A 17,194-nucleotide genomic window follows, 5' to 3' on the forward strand; every position below is an offset into this window, starting at 1 on the left:
CGGCGGCCGGGCAGTTCCCCGAAACGGCTTTTTTCAGCCTTGGCGCAGGCTTTCCAGGCTGCGCCGCTGGCGCCCCTGCGCGTCGAAGTTGGCCGCGTCGAGCCAGGCCTCGAAGGCTGCCTGGCGCACCGGCCATTCGCTGTCGAGGATGGAGAACCAGGCGCTGTCGCGGTTGTGGTCCTTGACCACCATGTGCTGGCGGAAGGTGCCCTCGTAGACGAAGCCCAGGCGCTCGGCGGCGCGCATGGAGCGCGCGTTCAGCGCGTTGCACTTCCACTCCAGGCGCCGGTAGCCCAGCTCGAAGGCGCGCCTGGCCAGCAGGTAGACCGCCTCGGTGGAGGCCGGGCTGCGTTGCATGACGCGGCCGAAGGCGATGTGGCCGATCTCGATCACCCCGTCCTTCGGGGTGATGCGCAGGAAGCTCAGCAGGCCGGTGACGCGGCCGCTGTTGCGCTCGCGCACGGCGTAGAACTGCGGGTCGGCGCTGGCGGCGTTGCCGGCGATCCAGGCGTCGAAGGCGGCGCGCTCGGGGAAGGGGCCGTAGGGCAGGTAGTCCCACAGCACGGGGTCGGATTCCGGGCCCTGCAGGGCTTCCCACAGGTCGTCGCCGTGGCGCGCGGCGTCCAGCGGCTCCAGGGCCAGGTAGCGGCCTTCCAGGGTTTCCCGGGCCGGGGCGGGCACCGGCTGCCAGTGCAGGGCGGGTTGGGTGTCGGTCATGGCGGTGCTCCGATCAGAGGATCTTGCGGTATTGGACGAAGCCGGAGCGGTCGGCGATCCGGTCGTACAGGTGCATGGCGTCGGTGTTGGTCTCGTGGGTCAGCCAGTGCACCCGCGAGGCGCCGGCGGCGCGCGCCATGGCGTAGACGTGCTCGATCAGCTCGCGGCCGATGCCGCCGCCGCGCAGGCCTTCGGCGACGTAGAGGTCCTGCAGGTAGACATAGTCGCCCTGGGTCCAGCAGGAGCGGTGGAAGATGTAGTGGACCATGCCGATGGCCTTGCCGTCGCGCCAGGCCAGCGCCGCGTGCATGGGTTCGGCGGGGTCGAGGAAGCGCTGCCAGGTCAGGGCGCTGGTGGCTTCGTCGATCACGGTCTTGTAGAAACGCTGGTAGCCCTGCCAGAGCGGCAGCCAGGCGGCATGGTCGTCGGCGGTGACGGAGGCGATCTCGAGCGGTGCGGTCATGGGGTGGCCTTTGTCCTTGGGGTCTGGTTCCAGACTAGAGCGGGAATTGGTTCCGCTAAAGAGCCATTCATGGTCCAATTCGAGGAGCCATTTCCGGAGCCTGCCATGAACGCCCCGCTGCCTTTCGACCCGTCCGGCATCCGCCTGGACCCTGCCAGGGGGCTGGGCCAGCAGCTGTTCCAGGCGCTGCACGAACGCATCCTCGACGGCCGCCTCGGCGCGCGCTCGCGGCTGCCGGCCAGCCGCGACCTGGCCGCCGCCCTGGGGGTGTCGCGCAACACCGTGGTGCGCGCCTACGAGCAGCTCTACGCCGAGGGCTACATCGAAGGCCACACCGGCGATGGCACCTACGTCGCCGAACGCGTGCAGCCGCGCAGCGCGCCCGCCCCGCAACCGGGCAAGGTGCCCGAGGTGGCGGCGCTGGAGCGCTTGCAGCGGCACCACCTGCCCAGGCCGCCGAGCGGTGCGCCCAGGGCCTTCCGCGTCGGCGTGCCGGCCTTCGACCTGTTCCCCTTCGAGACCTGGGCGCGCCTGCAGGCGCGCTTCTGGCGCGACCCGCCGGCGGACTGCCTGGGCTACGGCGACGCCGCCGGCGAATGGCGCCTGCGCGAGCTGATCGCCGCCTACCTGCGTAGCGCGCGTGGCCTGCATTGCGAGGCGGGGCAGGTGATAGTCACCAGCGACGCGCAGCAGGCCATCGCCCTGTGCGCCCAGGTGCTGCTCGCCGCGGGCGACCACGTGGCCATCGAGAACCCCGGCTACCGCGCCGCCGGCCATGCCTTCGCCACCGCCGGCGCGCACCTGCACGGGGTGGCGGTGGACGCCGAGGGCCTGCGCACCGAGCAACTGCGCGAGCTGCCGGACTGCCGGCTGGTCTACCTCACCCCCTCGCACCAGTACCCCACCGGCGTCACCCTGTCGCTGGCGCGGCGCCTGGCGCTGCTGGAGTGGGCCGAGCGCAGCGGCGGCTGGATAGTCGAGGACGACTACGACGGCGAGTACCGCTACGCCGGCACCCCGCTGATGCCCCTGGCGGCGCTCGACCGCCAGCAGCGCGTGCTCTACGTCGGCACCTTCTGCAAGATCGCCTTTCCCGCCCTGCGCCTGGGCTACCTGGTGGTGCCGCCGGCCCTGGCCGAGGCCTTCGCCCGCCGCCGCGCCCTCGACGTGCGGCATTCGGAGGTCGGCACCCAGCGGGTGATGGCCGACTTCATCGCCGAAGGCCACTTCCAGCGCCACGTACGGCGCATGCGCCGGGCCGCCCGGGCCCGGCGCGACGCCCTGCTGCGCGGTTGGCCCGAGGTGCCCGGCTGCGCGCCCATGCCGCCGGTGGAGGCGGGGCTGCACCTGTGCGTGCGGGTGGAAAGCCGCGAGCGCGAGCGCTGGCTGGTGGAGCGCGCGCTGCAGGCCGGGGTGGAGGTCAACGCGCTGAGCGACTACTGGCTGCCCGAATCGACGGAGCCCGAAGACGAGCGCGCCGGCCTGGTCATGGGCTTCGCCGCCGTGCCCGAGGCGCGTATCGCCGAGGCCCTGAAGGCCCTGCGCAAAGCCTGGAAACTTCCGCTTTCGTAGGCGCCCCCCTCGATCCTACGAAGAGCCCGGGGGCTTTTCCTCGCGCTCGGCCCAGTAGGTCTGCTTGTGCCCGCGGCCCTGGTACTCCAGGGCCAGGGCCTCGGCCTCGTCGCGGCTCAGGCCGCGGCGCACGACGAAGCGGTTGCCGTTGTCGTCCAGCCGCCACAGGCACCAGTCGCGCGCTTCAGGCATCGAAGGTCGAGGTCTTGCGCAGGCGCAGCGCGAGCAGGATCAGCAGCACGCCGAAGAACAGCGCATAGGCGCCGATCACCCAGACCACCGCCACCGCGCCGGCGCCGGGGTTGGCGATCATCAGCACGCCGAACAGCACCGACAGCGCCCCCGACAGGCCCAGCCACCATTCGTTGGCCAGGCTCTTGCGCAGGCGGAAGGCGGCGACGATCTGCAGCACGCCGGTGGCCAGCGCCCAGCCGGCGATCAGCATCAGCAGGCCCAGCGCCGTCAGCGCCGGCCAGAAGAAGGCCACCAGCCCGGCCAGCACGCCCAGGGCACCGACCAGCCACAGCGGCCAGATCGGCCGTTGCGACTCGCGCATGCTGGCCGCGGCGATCAGGGTGAAGACGCCATCGACGAAGGCGTAGGCGCCCCAGACGATGACCAGCACGGTGAGGGCGATGCCCGGCCAGGCGATGGCGAGGACGCCGAACAGCACGGCGGCGATGCCGCGCAGGGCGATCCATTTCCAGTGCCGGCCCAGGGCTTGCCACAGGGGATGATCGTTCATGGGGTTCTCCAGCGGGGTTCGCCAGAAACCATAGCAGCCCCGTGCCCGTGGACGCTTTTCGTAGGAGCGAGCTTGCTCGCGAACCCCGCCCATTCGCGAGCAAGCTCGCTCCTACGAAGAGCCGGGCAAAAAGAAAGCCCGGCGCGAGGGCCGGGCGAAAGGGCCTGCCGGGGCAGGCGGGTGGCGTCGGGCGGGACGTCACCGGGGAGCCGTGGATCAGCCGGCGGCCAGCTCGCCGCCGGCTTCCGGCCGCGGGCCGTGCAACCGCTCGTAGTCGGCGCGCATGGCCTTGTGCAGGCCGAACATGAACAGGATCAGCACCGCCGAGAAGGGCAGGCCGGCCAGCACCACCACCGTCTGCATGGCGGTGAAGTTGCCGGCGAACAGCAGGCCGATGGTCACCAGGGTGACGATCGCCGACCAGAGGATGCGCAGCCAGTTCGGCGCGTCCTCGTCCAGGTCGCCGCCCTCGCGGGACAGGTTGGCCAGCATCACCGAGCCGGAGTCCGCCGGGGTGAGGAAGAGCACGAAGCCGACGAAGATCGACACGCCGATCACCACCTTGGCGAAGGGGTAGTGCTCCAGCAGCAGGTAGATCGACATCGACGGCTGCTCCAGGGCGGCCTTGCCGAGGTCGGCGGCGCCGTGGTTCATCACCAGGTCCAGGGCGCTGTTGCCGAATACCGAGAGCCAGGCCAGGGTGAAGCCCAGGGGGATCAACAGCACGCCGCAGACCAGCTCGCGCACCGTGCGCCCGCGGGAGATGCGCGCCACGAACATGCCCACGAAGGGCGCCCAGGAAATCCACCAGGCCCAGTAGAACAGCGTCCACAGGCCCAGCCATTCCTCGCTCCTGGCGGCGCTGCCGCCGGTGTAGACGTAGAGGTCGAAGGTCTTGAGGACCAGGCCGTTGAGGTAGTCGCCCAGGTTCTGCACGAAGCCGTTGAGCAGCTCCAGGGTGGAACCGCAGACCAGCACGAACACCAGCAGCGAGCTGAACAGCACGATGTTCAGGTTGGACAGCCGGCGGATGCCCTTCTCGATGCCCGAGACCGCCGCCAGGGTGGCCACCAGGCTCATCACCAGCAGCACGATCAGCAGCGTGGTCTTCGAATGTTCCATGCCGGCCAGGTACTCCAGGCCGGAGGACACCTGCAGCGCGCCTATCCCCAGGTTGGTGACCAGCCCGAGCAGGGTGACGAAGATGCCGAAGATATCCACCGCGTGGCCGGCGCCGCCCTTCACCCAGCGCTCGCCGAGGATCGGCAGCAGCGCCGAGCGCAACGCCAGCGGCTGGCGGTGGCGATAGGCGAAGTAGCCCACGGCCAGGCCGACCAGGGCGTAGATCGCCCAGCCGTGCAGGCCCCAGTGCAGGAAGGTCAGCTGCAACGCCTGGCGCGCCGCCTGCGGGCTGCCGGCGACACCCTCGGGCGGGTGGTAGAGGTGGTCGATGGGCTCGGAGGCGGCGAAGTACAGCAGCGAGATGCCGATCCCCGAGGAGAACAGCATGCCGGCCCAGGCGCCGTAGCTGAAGTCGGGCTTCTCATGGTCGGCGCCGAGCTTCAGCGTGCCATAGCGTGAGAAAGCGACCCAGGCGACGAAGAACAGGTAGGCCCCGATGGCCAGCATGTAGTACCAGCCGAAGCTGTGCGACAGCCAGGCCTGGGTACGGGCCAGGGCGGCGCCGGCGCTGTCCGGGAAGAAGATCAGGATGGCGGTCAGAACCAGGATCAGGGCGGTGGAGCCGAAGAACACGATCGGGTTCAGACGGGCCTGCTCGTTTGTTTTTCTTGGCGAAGCAGAACTCATTTTTCAGGGGGACCCCATGGCAGTGAACGCATGGCGGCCGGCGACAGTGCGCGAGGCACGGCGACGGGCCGCGAACCACAGACACAGCATTGCCGCCGCGACACTTCCGGCCGGGATTCTGCGATCCTTGGCCATTGGAGAGCGGCGCGGTGATGAACGGCTCGGGCCCGCTTGCACGCAAGGGCTCGGGAGGGTTCACGGAGCGCAGCTTATTCTTAGTTGATTGAACGTTCAATAAAAACAAAATAGACTGGCCCACATTGACGCCGGACGGCACAGCCACGTCCCGCGTGAGGAGAGAAACCAATGCCCAAGGTCGGTATGCAGCCGATTCGCCGTTCGCAACTGATCCACGCCACCCTCGAGGCCGTGGACCAGGTCGGCATGAGCGACGCCAGCATCGCCCTGATCGCCCGCCTGGCGGGGGTCTCCAACGGCATCATCAGCCACTACTTCCAGGACAAGAACGGCCTCCTGGAGGCGACGATGCGGCATCTGATGTCGGCTTTGAGCAAGGCCGTGCGCGAACGCCGCGCTAGCCTGCGAACCGACGATCCGCGCGCCCACCTGCGGGCGATCGTCGCCGGCAACTTCGACAACAGCCAGGTCAACGGCCCGGCCATGAAGACCTGGCTGGCGTTCTGGGCCAGCAGCATGCACCAGCCGTCCCTGCGCCGGCTGCAGCGGATCAACGACCACAGGCTGTATTCCAACCTGTGCTGGCAGTTCCGCCGCGAGCTGCCGCTGGGCCAGGCGCGCAGCGCCGCCCGTGGCCTGGCCGCGCTGATCGACGGCCTGTGGCTGCGCGGCGCGCTTTCGGGCGACGCCTTCGACACCGAGCAGGCGCTGGCTATCGCCTACGACTATCTCGACCAACAACTGGCCAAGCGCACCGGATAGCGGGCGCGGCCTTACGTGCTGAAACCATAAGAGAGGACAACCGACCCATGGCTCGATTCGACGTTCAGAAGCTCTACATTGGCGGCCGCTACGTGGAGGCCACCAGTGGCGCCACCTTCGAGACCGTCAACCCGGCCAACGGGGAGGTCCTCGCCCTGGTGCAGCGGGCTTCGAAGGAAGACGTCGAGCGCGCCGTCGCCAGCGCCGTCGAAGGCCAGAAGGTGTGGGCGGCGATGACCGCCATGCAGCGCTCGCGCATCCTGCGCCGCGCCGTGGAAATCCTCCGCCAGCGCAACGACGAGCTGGCCGAACTGGAAACCCTGGACACCGGCAAGCCGCTGGCCGAGACGCGTTACGTCGACATCGTCACCGGCACCGACGTGCTCGAGTACTACGCCGGCCTGGTGCCGGCCATCGAGGGCGAGCAGATCCCGCTGCGCGAGACCAGCTTCGTCTACACCCGCCGCGAGCCGCTGGGCGTGGTCGCCGGCATCGGCGCCTGGAACTACCCGATCCAGATCGCCCTGTGGAAATCCGCCCCGGCCCTGGCCGCGGGTAACGCGATGATCTTCAAGCCCAGCGAAGTCACCCCGCTGAGCGTGCTCAAGCTCGCCGAGATCTACACCGAGGCCGGCCTGCCCGATGGCGTGTTCAACGTCCTAACCGGCAGCGGCCGCGAGGTCGGCCAGTGGCTGACCGAGCACCCGCTGATCGAGAAGATCTCCTTCACCGGCGGCACCTCCACCGGCAAGAAGGTCATGGCCAGCGCCTCCAGCTCCTCGCTCAAGGAAGTCACCATGGAGCTGGGCGGCAAGTCGCCGCTGATCATCTTCGACGACGCCAACCTCGACCGCGCCGCCGACATCGCCGTCATGGCCAACTTCTTCAGCTCCGGCCAGGTCTGCACCAACGGCACCCGGGTGTTCGTCCCGCGCGGCCTGCAGGCGCGCTTCGAGGAGAAGGTGCTGGAGCGCGTGAAGCGCATCCGCCTGGGCAGCCCGCAGGATGCGAACACCAACTTCGGCCCGCTGGTGAGCTTCGCGCACATGGAGAGCGTGCTCGGCTACATCCAGGCCGGCAAGGACCAGAAGGCCCGCCTGCTGTGCGGCGGCGAGCGCGTCACCGAAGGCGAATTCGCCAAGGGCGCCTACGTCGCCCCCACCGTGTTCACCGACTGCCGCGACGACATGACCATCGTCCGCGAGGAAATCTTCGGCCCGGTGATGAGCATCCTCGTCTACGACAGCGAGGAAGAAGTCATCCGCCGCGCCAACGACACCGAGTACGGCCTGGCCGCCGGCGTCGTCACCCAGGACCTGGCCCGCGCCCACCGGGTGATCCACCGCCTGGAGGCGGGCATCTGCTGGATCAACACCTGGGGCGAGTCGCCGGCGGAAATGCCGGTGGGCGGCTACAAGCAATCCGGCGTCGGTCGCGAGAACGGTCTGACCACCCTGGCTCATTACACTCGCATCAAGTCCGTGCAGGTGGAGCTGGGCGACTACGCCTCGGTGTTCTGACCACCGCGATCGAGCCCTGAGCGGCCGGTCGCCGGAGCGACCGGCCATTCCGACCTTCAGACACCGGCGCGCCCAGCGTCGCGGGCGGTGTCGTGCCCAGAAAAAGAGGTAGGCCTGCATGACCCAGGAATATGACTACATCATCATCGGCGCCGGTTCCGCCGGTAACGTCCTCGCCACCCGCCTGACCGAGGACCCGGACGTCAGCGTGCTGCTGCTCGAGGCCGGCGGCCCGGACTACCGCGCCGACTTCCGCACCCAGATGCCCGCCGCGCTGGCCTACCCGCTGCAGGGCCGCCGCTACAACTGGGCCTACCTCACCGACCCCGAGCCGCACATGAACAACCGCCGCATGGAATGCGGGCGCGGCAAGGGCCTGGGCGGCTCCTCGCTGATCAACGGCATGTGCTACATCCGCGGCAATGCCATGGACTTCGACGGCTGGGCGAAAGAGAAGAGCCTGGAGGACTGGGCCTACCTCGACTGCCTGCCGTACTTCCGCAAGGCCGAGACCCGCGACATCGGCCCCAACGACTACCACGGCGGCGACGGCCCGGTCAGCGTGACCACGCCCAAGGCCGGCAACAACCCGTTGTTCCACGCCATGGTCGAGGCCGGCGTGCAGGCCGGCTACCCGCGTACCGAGGACCTCAACGGCTACCAGCAGGAAGGCTTCGGCCCCATGGACCGCACCGTGACGCCCCAGGGCCGTCGCGCCAGCACCGCGCGCGGCTACCTGGACCAGGCCCGCGAACGCGCCAACCTGACCATCGTCACCCACGCCCTGACCGACCGCATCCTGTTCAGCGGCAAGCGCGCCATCGGCGCCAGCTACCTGCAGGGGGACGACAATACGCCGAAGGAAGTGCGCGCGCGCCGCGAAGTGCTGGTGTGCTCCGGGGCCATCGCCTCGCCGCAACTGCTGCAGCGTTCCGGCGTCGGCCCGGCGCCCGTGTTGCGCGACCTGGGCATCGAGGTGGTGCACGACCTGCCGGGCGTCGGCCAGAACCTCCAGGACCACCTGGAGATGTACCTGCAGTACGCCTGCAAGCAGCCGGTGTCGCTGTACCCGGCGCTGCAGTGGTGGAACCAGCCGCAGATCGGCGCCGAGTGGATGTTCCTCGGCAGCGGCCTGGGCGCCAGCAACCAGTTCGAGGCCGGCGGCTTCATCCGCACCCGCGACGAGTTCGAATGGCCGAATATCCAGTACCACTTCCTGCCGGTGGCGATTAACTACAATGGCAGCAACGCGGTGAAGGAGCACGGCTTCCAGGCCCACGTCGGCTCCATGCGCTCGCCCAGCCGCGGGCGGATCCAGCTGACCTCGCGCGACCCGCGCAAGCACCCGAGCATCCTCTTCAACTACATGTCCAGCGAGCAGGACTGGCAGGAGTTCCGCGACGCCATCCGCGTCACCCGCGAGATCATGGCGCAGCCGGCGCTGGACGCCTACCGCGGCCGCGAACTGAGCCCGGGCCTGGACAAGAAGAGCGACGCCGAACTGGACGCCTTCGTCCGCGAACACGCCGAAACCGCCTTCCACCCCTCCTGCTCGTGCAAGATGGGCGAGGACGACATGGCGGTGGTCGACGGCCAGGGCCGCGTGCACGGCATGGAAGGGCTGCGCGTGGTGGATGCGTCGATCATGCCGCTGATCATCACCGGCAACCTCAACGCCACCACCATCATGATCGCCGAGAAGATCGCCGACCGTATCCGCGGCCGCCAGCCGCTGCCGCGCAGCACCGCGGACTACTACAAGGCCAACGGCGCACCGGTGCGGGGCAAGCCGATGCGGGCGTGAGTTCCAAGCAGGAATAGGGAAGGGCGCCACGAGTTGGCGCCTTTTTCTTCATATGGGTGGGAGCGATAAGGAAGTAACCGGCTGAATCCGGCCTCTGGTCTGGCACGGACTGGCCCCCTCTCCCTTCAGGGAGAGGGCTGGGGAGAGGGAAAAGCGATATCAGGGAGCGCAGGACTCGTCACCACTCCGAGCTGCTTCCAGCCAAAGAGGACTGTCCCTCACCCCCGCCGCGGCGGCACCGGCCTAGTCCGCCCGCTGCCATCGATGGCCACGAACACGAACACCGCCTCGGTGACCTTGCGCCACTCGCTGGACAGCGGATCGTCGCTCCACACCTCCACCAGCATGCGGATCGAGCTGCGCCCGACCTCCAGCGTCTGGGTATAGAAGGACAGCTGCGCGCCCACCGCCACCGGCACCAGGAAGGCCATGCGGTCGATCGCCACCGTGGCCACGCGGCCGGCGGCGATGCGGCTGGCCATGGCGGTGCCGGCCAGGTCCATCTGCGACACCAGCCAGCCGCCGAAGATATCGCCGAAACCGTTGGTCTCGCGCGGCAGCGCGGTTATCTGCAGTGCCAGGTCGCCCTGCGGGATGGGGTCTTCTTGTTCAAGCTCGATCATAGGTAAGGGCCTCTTGCCCCGACGGTCTCGATTCAAGGTACGAAAGGAAAAGCTCTCCCAAGAGTCCTGTTTTGTGTTGCTTCCTACAGAAACTTGGGACAACTTTCTGATCGGCCCCGCGCACATGGCTTGGGCATTATATAGAGGCCGGCCTGCGGCAGCGACCGCAGAATTCCCCATAACAATGTTGCGCTGACGAGTATCCATTTGCCATGGTTCGCCGTTCGCGATCCCGTGTCAGCGCCGCCAACCTGCCGAGAAACCTTGCATGCCTTCTGCGAATACCCCAGCCGCCCGTCCGCTCACCCGCAGCGACTACAAGACACTGTCCCTCTCCGCCCTGGGCGGCGCCCTGGAGTTCTACGACTTCATCATCTTCGTCTTCTTCGCCACCGTGGTGGGCAAGCTGTTCTTCCCCGCCGACATGCCCGAATGGCTGCGCCAGCTGCAGACCTTCGGCCTGTTCGCCGCCGGCTACCTGGCGCGGCCGCTGGGCGGCATCGTCATGGCGCACTTCGGCGACCTGCTCGGGCGCAAGAAGATGTTCACCCTGAGCATCTTCATGATGTCCGTCCCGACCCTGCTCATGGGCGTGCTGCCCACCTACGAGCAGATCGGCATCTGGGCGCCGCTGGCGCTGTTGCTGCTGCGCGTGGTGCAGGGCGCGGCCATCGGCGGCGAGGTGCCCGGGGCCTGGGTGTTCGTTTCCGAACACGTGCCTTCGCGCAACGTCGGCTTCGCCTGCGGCACCCTCACCGCGGGGCTGACCGCGGGCATCCTCATCGGCTCGCTGATGGCCACGGTGATCAACAGCTTCTATAGCACCGAGGAAGTGTTGGCCTACGCCTGGCGCATCCCCTTCCTGCTCGGCGGCATCTTCGGCCTGTTCTCCGTCTACCTGCGCCGCTGGCTGCACGAGACCCCGGTGTTCGCCGAACTGCAGCAACGCAAGCAACTGGCCGACGAGGTGCCCCTGGGCGTGGTGGTGCGCGAGCACCGTCCGGCGGTGGCCATCTCCATGCTGCTCACCTGGCTGCTGTCGGCGGCCATCGTCGTGGTCATCCTCATGACGCCCTCGGTACTGCAGAGCGTCTACGGCGTGCCGGCGGCCACCGCGCTCAAGGCCAACAGCCTGGCGATCATCTTCCTCACCGGCGGCTGCATCCTCGCCGGGCGCATCGTCGACCGCATCGGCGGGGGCCGTACCTTCATCGGCGGCAGCCTGCTGCTGGGCGTGACCTCGTGGATCTTCTACAGCAGCCTGAAGACCCATCCGGACTGGCTCTTCTCTTTATATGCACTGACCGGCCTGTGCGTCGGCATCGTCGGCGCCGTGCCCTACGTCATGGTCAAGGCGTTCCCGGCGGTGGTGCGCTTCAGCGGCCTGTCCTTCTCCTACAACCTGTCCTACGCGATCTTCGGTGGCCTGACGCCGATGGTGGTGGCGCTGCTGATGAAGGAAGACCCCATGGGCCCCGCTTACTATGTGGCTGCGCTGTGCCTGGTCGGCTTCCTCACCGGCTGCTTCCTGCTGCGCCAGGAACGCCTGGCCAGTGGGGCTTCGCTGGTCACCAATTGATCGATCGGACAGGTTTTTCAGAAAAGTTTCAAAAAGTCGTTGACGGGCATTCTGAAGTCCCTATAATGCGCACCACTCCCAGCGACGAAGCGCTGAAAGAGCTTGAAAATCAAGCACTTAAGTGGATTCGAAATTGGGGGTGGTGGTCAGGCAGGTGCTTCACTTGCCGCCTTTCGGTTCAATAACTGCTCCGGCAGCGGGCCGAAAAGGAAGATCGCCGAGGTGCTTGACAGCGAGTTTGAACGCTGTAGAATGCGCCTCCCGCTGACGAGAAGCTTCGGCCGATCGAAAGCGCAAGCGGTTGAGTAGGAACGAAAAATTCTGAAAATAACGCTTGACGGAATGAGAGGTTGGCGTAGAATGCGCGGCCTTGGTTGAGACGAAAGAATCAACCGCTGCTCTTTAACAAGTTGAATCAAGCAATTCGTGTGGGTGCTTGTGAGCTAAGACTGGTGATCGCAAGATTATCAGCATCACAAGTAACACTCGTGAATTCGAGAGTTTTTTGCGATTGCTGAGCCAAGTTTAGGGTTTTCTCAAAACCCGATCAGTATTGAACTGAAGAGTTTGATCATGGCTCAGATTGAACGCTGGCGGCAGGCCTAACACATGCAAGTCGAGCGGATGAAGGGAGCTTGCTCCCTGATTCAGCGGCGGACGGGTGAGTAATGCCTAGGAATCTGCCTGGTAGTGGGGGACAACGTTCCGAAAGGGACGCTAATACCGCATACGTCCTACGGGAGAAAGTGGGGGATCTTCGGACCTCACGCTATCAGATGAGCCTAGGTCGGATTAGCTAGTAGGTGGGGTAATGGCTCACCTAGGCGACGATCCGTAACTGGTCTGAGAGGATGATCAGTCACACTGGAACTGAGACACGGTCCAGACTCCTACGGGAGGCAGCAGTGGGGAATATTGGACAATGGGCGAAAGCCTGATCCAGCCATGCCGCGTGTGTGAAGAAGGTCTTCGGATTGTAAAGCACTTTAAGTTGGGAGGAAGGGCTGCAAGTTAATACCTTGTAGTTTTGACGTTACCAACAGAATAAGCACCGGCTAACTTCGTGCCAGCAGCCGCGGTAATACGAAGGGTGCAAGCGTTAATCGGAATTACTGGGCGTAAAGCGCGCGTAGGTGGTTTGGTAAGATGGATGTGAAATCCCCGGGCTCAACCTGGGAACTGCATCCATAACTGCCTGACTAGAGTACGGTAGAGGGTGGTGGAATTTCCTGTGTAGCGGTGAAATGCGTAGATATAGGAAGGAACACCAGTGGCGAAGGCGACCACCTGGACTGATACTGACACTGAGGTGCGAAAGCGTGGGGAGCAAACAGGATTAGATACCCTGGTAGTCCACGCCGTAAACGATGTCGACTAGCCGTTGGGATCCTTGAGATCTTAGTGGCGCAGCTAACGCGATAAGTCGACCGCCTGGGGAGTACGGCCGCAAGGTTAAAACTCAAATGAATTGACGGGGGCCCGCACAAGCGGTGGAGCATGTGGTTTAATTCGAAGCAACGCGAAGAACCTTACCTGGCCTTGACATGTCCGGAATCCTGCAGAGATGTGGGAGTGCCTTCGGGAATCGGAACACAGGTGCTGCATGGCTGTCGTCAGCTCGTGTCGTGAGATGTTGGGTTAAGTCCCGTAACGAGCGCAACCCTTGTCCTTAGTTACCAGCGGGTTATGCCGGGCACTCTAAGGAGACTGCCGGTGACAAACCGGAGGAAGGTGGGGATGACGTCAAGTCATCATGGCCCTTACGGCCAGGGCTACACACGTGCTACAATGGTCGGTACAGAGGGTTGCCAAGCCGCGAGGTGGAGCTAATCCCACAAAACCGATCGTAGTCCGGATCGCAGTCTGCAACTCGACTGCGTGAAGTCGGAATCGCTAGTAATCGTGAATCAGAATGTCACGGTGAATACGTTCCCGGGCCTTGTACACACCGCCCGTCACACCATGGGAGTGGGTTGCTCCAGAAGTAGCTAGTCTAACCTTCGGGGGGACGGTTACCACGGAGTGATTCATGACTGGGGTGAAGTCGTAACAAGGTAGCCGTAGGGGAACCTGCGGCTGGATCACCTCCTTAATCGAAGATCCCGGCTTTCTCATAAGCTCCCACACGAATTGCTTGATTCACTGGTAAGCGACGGTTAGGCAACCCTATATGGGTCTGTAGCTCAGTCGGTTAGAGCGCACCCCTGATAAGGGTGAGGTCGGCAGTTCGAATCTGCCCAGACCCACCAATCGTTGGAAAAGAGGGGGCCATAGCTCAGCTGGGAGAGCGCCTGCTTTGCACGCAGGAGGTCAGGAGTTCGATCCTCCTTGGCTCCACCATCTCCGAATCGTCGAAAGCTCAGACATGAGTGTTCCGCTGCGAACATTGATGTCTGGTCTTTGTACCGGAACCGTTCTTTAAAAATTTGGGTATGTGATAGAAGTAGACTGAATGATCTCTTTCACTGGGGATTGTTCAAGTCAAGGTAAAATTTGCGAGTTCAAGCGCGAATTTTCGGCGAATGTCGTCTTCACGTTCGAGACGTATGACCAGATTGCTTGGGGTTATATGGTCAAGTGAAGAAGCGCATACGGTGGATGCCTTGGCAGTCAGAGGCGATGAAAGACGTGGTAGCCTGCGATAAGCTTCGGGGAGTCGGCAAACAGACTGTGATCCGGAGATCTCTGAATGGGGGAACCCAGCCAGCATAAGCTGGTTATCACACACTGAATCCATAGGTGTGTGAGGCGAACCAGGGGAACTGAAACATCTAAGTACCCTGAGGAACAGAAATCAACCGAGATTCCCTTAGTAGTGGCGAGCGAACGGGGACTAGCCCTTAAGCTTCTTGGAATCTAACAGAACGCTCTGGAAAGTGCGGCCATAGTGGGTGATAGCCCCGTATGTGAAAGGTTCCAGGAAGTGAAATCGAGTAGGACGGCGCACGTGAAACGTTGTCTGAACATGGGGGGACCATCCTCCAAGGCTAAATACTACTGACTGACCGATAGTGAACCAGTACCGTGAGGGAAAGGCGAAAAGAACCCCGGAGAGGGGAGTGAAATAGAACCTGAAACCGTATGCGTACAAGCAGTGGGAGCCCACGTGTTGGGTGACTGCGTACCTTTTGTATAATGGGTCAGCGACTTATATTCAGTGGCGAGCTTAACCGAATAGGGGAGGCGTAGCGAAAGCGAGTCTTAATAGGGCGTTTAGTCGCTGGGTATAGACCCGAAACCGGGCGATCTATCCATGAGCAGGTTGAAGGTTAGGTAACACTGACTGGAGGACCGAACCCACTTCCGTTGAAAAGGCAGGGGATGACTTGTGGATCGGAGTGAAAGGCTAATCAAGCTCGGAGATAGCTGGTTCTCCTCGAAAGCTATTTAGGTAGCGCCTCACGTATCACTCCAGGGGGTAGAGCACTGTTTCGGCTAGGGGGTCATCCCGACTTACCAAACCGATGCAAACTCCGAATACCTGGAAGTGTCAGCGTGGGAGACACACGGCGGGTGCTAACGTCCGTCGTGAAAAGGGAAACAACCCAGACCGTCAGCTAAGGTCCCAAAGTTATGGTTAAGTGGTAAACGATGTGGGAAGGCTTAGACAGCTAGGAGGTTGGCTTAGAAGCAGCCACCCTTTAAAGAAAGCGTAATAGCTCACTAGTCGAGTCGGCCTGCGCGGAAGATGTAACGGGGCTCAAACCATACACCGAAGCTACGGGTGCATCGCAAGATGCGCGGTAGAGGAGCGTTCTGTAAGCCTGTGAAGGTGAGTTGAGAAGCTTGCTGGAGGTATCAGAAGTGCGAATGCTGACATGAGTAACGACAATGGGAGTGAAAAACTCCCACGCCGAAAGACCAAGGGTTCCTGCGCAACGTTAATCGACGCAGGGTTAGTCGGTCCCTAAGGCGAGGCTGAAGAGCGTAGTCGATGGGAAACAGGTTAATATTCCTGTACTTCTAGTTACTGCGATGGAGGGACGGAGAAGGCTAGGCCAGCTTGGCGTTGGTTGTCCAAGTTTAAGGTGGTAGGCCGAACACTTAGGCAAATCCGGGTGTTCAAGGCCGAGAGCTGATGACGAGCTTTCTTTTAGAGAGCGAAGTGGTTGATGCCATGCTTCCAGGAAAAGCTTCTAAGCTTCAGGTAACTAGGAACCGTACCCCAAACCGACACAGGTGGTCGGGTAGAGAATACCAAGGCGCTTGAGAGAACTCGGGTGAAGGAACTAGGCAAAATGGCACCGTAACTTCGGGAGAAGGTGCGCCGGTGAGGGTGAAGTATTTACTGCGTAAGCCCACGCCGGTCGAAGATACCAGGCCGCTGCGACTGTTTATTAAAAACACAGCACTCTGCAAACACGAAAGTGGACGTATAGGGTGTGACGCCTGCCCGGTGCCGGAAGGTTAATTGATGGGGTTAGCGAAAGCGAAGCTCTTGATCGAAGCCCCGGTAAACGGCGGCCGTAACTATAACGGTCCTAAGGTAGCGAAATTCCTTGTCGGGTAAGTTCCGACCTGCACGAATGGCGTAACGATGGCGGCGCTGTCTCCACCCGAGACTCAGTGAAATTGAAATCGCTGTGAAGATGCAGTGTATCCGCGGCTAGACGGAAAGACCCCGTGAACCTTTACTGTAGCTTTGCACTGGACTTTGAGCCTGCTTGTGTAGGATAGGTGGGAGGCTTTGAAGCGTGGACGCCAGTTCGCGTGGAGCCAACCTTGAAATACCACCCTGGCATGCTTGAGGTTCTAACTCTGGTCCGTTATCCGGATCGAGGACAGTGTATGGTGGGCAGTTTGACTGGGGCGGTCTCCTCCTAAAGAGTAACGGAGGAGTACGAAGGTGCGCTCAGACCGGTCGGAAATCGGTCGTAGAGTATAAAGGCAAAAGCGCGCTTGACTGCGAGACAGACACGTCGAGCAGGTACGAAAGTAGGTCTTAGTGATCCGGTGGTTCTGTATGGAAGGGCCATCGCTCAACGGATAAAAGGTACTCCGGGGATAACAGGCTGATACCGCCCAAGAGTTCATATCGACGGCGGTGTTTGGCACCTCGATGTCGGCTCATCACATCCTGGGGCTGAAGCCGGTCCCAAGGGTATGGCTGTTCGCCATTTAAAGTGGTACGCGAGCTGGGTTTAGAACGTCGTGAGACAGTTCGGTCCCTATCTGCCGTGGACGTTTGAGATTTGAGAGGGGCTGCTCCTAGTACGAGAGGACCGGAGTGGACGAACCTCTGGTGTTCCGGTTGTCACGCCAGTGGCATTGCCGGGTAGCTATGTTCGGAATAGATAACCGCTGAAAGCATCTAAGCGGGAAACTAGCCTCAAGATGAGATCTCACTGGGGACTCGATCCCCCTGAAGGGCCGTCGAAGACTACGACGTTGATAGGTCGGGTGTGTAAGCGCTGTGAGGCGTTGAGCTAACCGATACTAATTGCCCGTGAGGCTTGACCATA

Annotated in this window: 11 protein-coding genes, 2 tRNA genes and 2 rRNA genes; 9 read left to right on the plus strand and 6 right to left on the minus strand. The window is 63.5% G+C overall.

What is annotated here, in order from left to right; all coding sequences use genetic code 11:
* Window positions 1-33: 33 nt before the first annotated feature.
* Both PKO50_RS31510 and PKO50_RS31515 read right to left on the minus strand, forming a co-directional pair.
* Window positions 34-717, minus strand: a complete 684-nt coding sequence (locus tag PKO50_RS31510; RefSeq protein WP_275628202.1) for a GNAT family protein — start codon at window positions 715-717, stop codon at window positions 34-36.
* Between the two features lie 13 nt (window positions 718-730).
* Window positions 731-1,180, minus strand: coding sequence for a GNAT family N-acetyltransferase (locus tag PKO50_RS31515; protein ID WP_275628203.1), 450 nt, complete (start codon window positions 1,178-1,180; stop codon window positions 731-733).
* A gap of 105 nt (window positions 1,181-1,285) precedes the next feature.
* Between PKO50_RS31515 and PKO50_RS31520 the strand changes: the two genes are divergently transcribed.
* Complete coding sequence (locus PKO50_RS31520) at window positions 1,286-2,752, plus strand: PLP-dependent aminotransferase family protein (protein WP_275628204.1); 1,467 nt, start codon at window positions 1,286-1,288, stop codon at window positions 2,750-2,752.
* Between the two features lie 15 nt (window positions 2,753-2,767).
* On the opposite strand, the gene PKO50_RS31525 is transcribed toward PKO50_RS31520, so the two are convergent.
* The 3 genes from PKO50_RS31525 to PKO50_RS31535 all read right to left on the minus strand — a co-directional run bounded on the left by PKO50_RS31525 (window position 2,768) and on the right by PKO50_RS31535 (window position 5,252).
* Window positions 2,768-2,944: a hypothetical protein gene (locus PKO50_RS31525; protein ID WP_275628205.1), complete on the minus strand. Its 177-nt coding sequence runs from the start codon at window positions 2,942-2,944 to the stop codon at window positions 2,768-2,770.
* Complete coding sequence (locus tag PKO50_RS31530) at window positions 2,937-3,497, minus strand: HdeD family acid-resistance protein (protein ID WP_275628206.1); 561 nt, start codon at window positions 3,495-3,497, stop codon at window positions 2,937-2,939. Before PKO50_RS31530 ends, PKO50_RS31525 begins: the two co-directional genes overlap by 8 nt.
* Before the next feature lie 216 nt (window positions 3,498-3,713).
* Entirely contained in the window at window positions 3,714-5,252 is a 1,539-nt protein-coding gene (locus PKO50_RS31535) for a BCCT family transporter (RefSeq protein WP_275628207.1), read from the minus strand.
* A 360-nt stretch (window positions 5,253-5,612) separates the two neighbouring features.
* On the opposite strand from PKO50_RS31535, the gene betI reads away from it, so the two are divergent.
* From betI to betA, 3 genes are all read left to right on the plus strand, one after another.
* Complete coding sequence (gene betI / locus PKO50_RS31540; RefSeq protein WP_109934335.1) at window positions 5,613-6,206, plus strand: transcriptional regulator BetI; 594 nt, start codon at window positions 5,613-5,615, stop codon at window positions 6,204-6,206.
* Window positions 6,207-6,253: 47 nt separating this feature from the next.
* Window positions 6,254-7,726 carry a betaine-aldehyde dehydrogenase gene (gene betB / locus PKO50_RS31545; protein ID WP_275628208.1) on the plus strand — a complete coding sequence of 491 codons (1,473 nt, stop codon included), beginning with the start codon at window positions 6,254-6,256 and terminating at the stop codon, window positions 7,724-7,726.
* Window positions 7,727-7,844: 118 nt separating this feature from the next.
* Window positions 7,845-9,530: a choline dehydrogenase gene (betA, locus tag PKO50_RS31550; protein ID WP_275628209.1), complete on the plus strand. Its 1,686-nt coding sequence runs from the start codon at window positions 7,845-7,847 to the stop codon at window positions 9,528-9,530.
* A gap of 218 nt (window positions 9,531-9,748) precedes the next feature.
* On the opposite strand, the gene PKO50_RS31555 is transcribed toward betA, so the two are convergent.
* A complete protein-coding gene (locus PKO50_RS31555) occupies window positions 9,749-10,153 on the minus strand; it encodes an acyl-CoA thioesterase (RefSeq protein WP_089392471.1) in 405 nt (134 codons plus the stop codon).
* Window positions 10,154-10,421: 268 nt separating this feature from the next.
* Here PKO50_RS31555 and PKO50_RS31560 point away from each other — a divergent pair, with 268 nt between their 5' ends.
* The 5 genes from PKO50_RS31560 (at window position 10,422) to PKO50_RS31580 (ending at window position 17,193) form a co-directional block, all read left to right on the plus strand.
* Window positions 10,422-11,732, plus strand: coding sequence for an MFS transporter (locus PKO50_RS31560; RefSeq protein ID WP_275628210.1), 1,311 nt, complete (start codon window positions 10,422-10,424; stop codon window positions 11,730-11,732).
* A 555-nt stretch (window positions 11,733-12,287) separates the two neighbouring features.
* Window positions 12,288-13,824 (plus strand): 16S ribosomal RNA (locus PKO50_RS31565).
* 80 nt (window positions 13,825-13,904) lie between these two features.
* Window positions 13,905-13,981, plus strand: a tRNA-Ile gene (locus PKO50_RS31570).
* Window positions 13,982-13,996: 15 nt separating this feature from the next.
* Window positions 13,997-14,072: transfer RNA gene (locus PKO50_RS31575), tRNA-Ala, on the plus strand.
* A 231-nt stretch (window positions 14,073-14,303) separates the two neighbouring features.
* A 23S ribosomal RNA gene (locus tag PKO50_RS31580) occupies window positions 14,304-17,193 on the plus strand.
* Together the 16S and 23S rRNA genes with 2 tRNA genes alongside form the textbook arrangement of a ribosomal RNA operon.
* The last annotated feature ends 1 nt before the right edge of the window (window position 17,194 follow it).

Origin of the sequence: Pseudomonas sp. 273, assembly GCF_029201425.1 — a bacterium.
GTDB lineage: Bacteria > Pseudomonadota > Gammaproteobacteria > Pseudomonadales > Pseudomonadaceae > Pseudomonas > Pseudomonas delhiensis.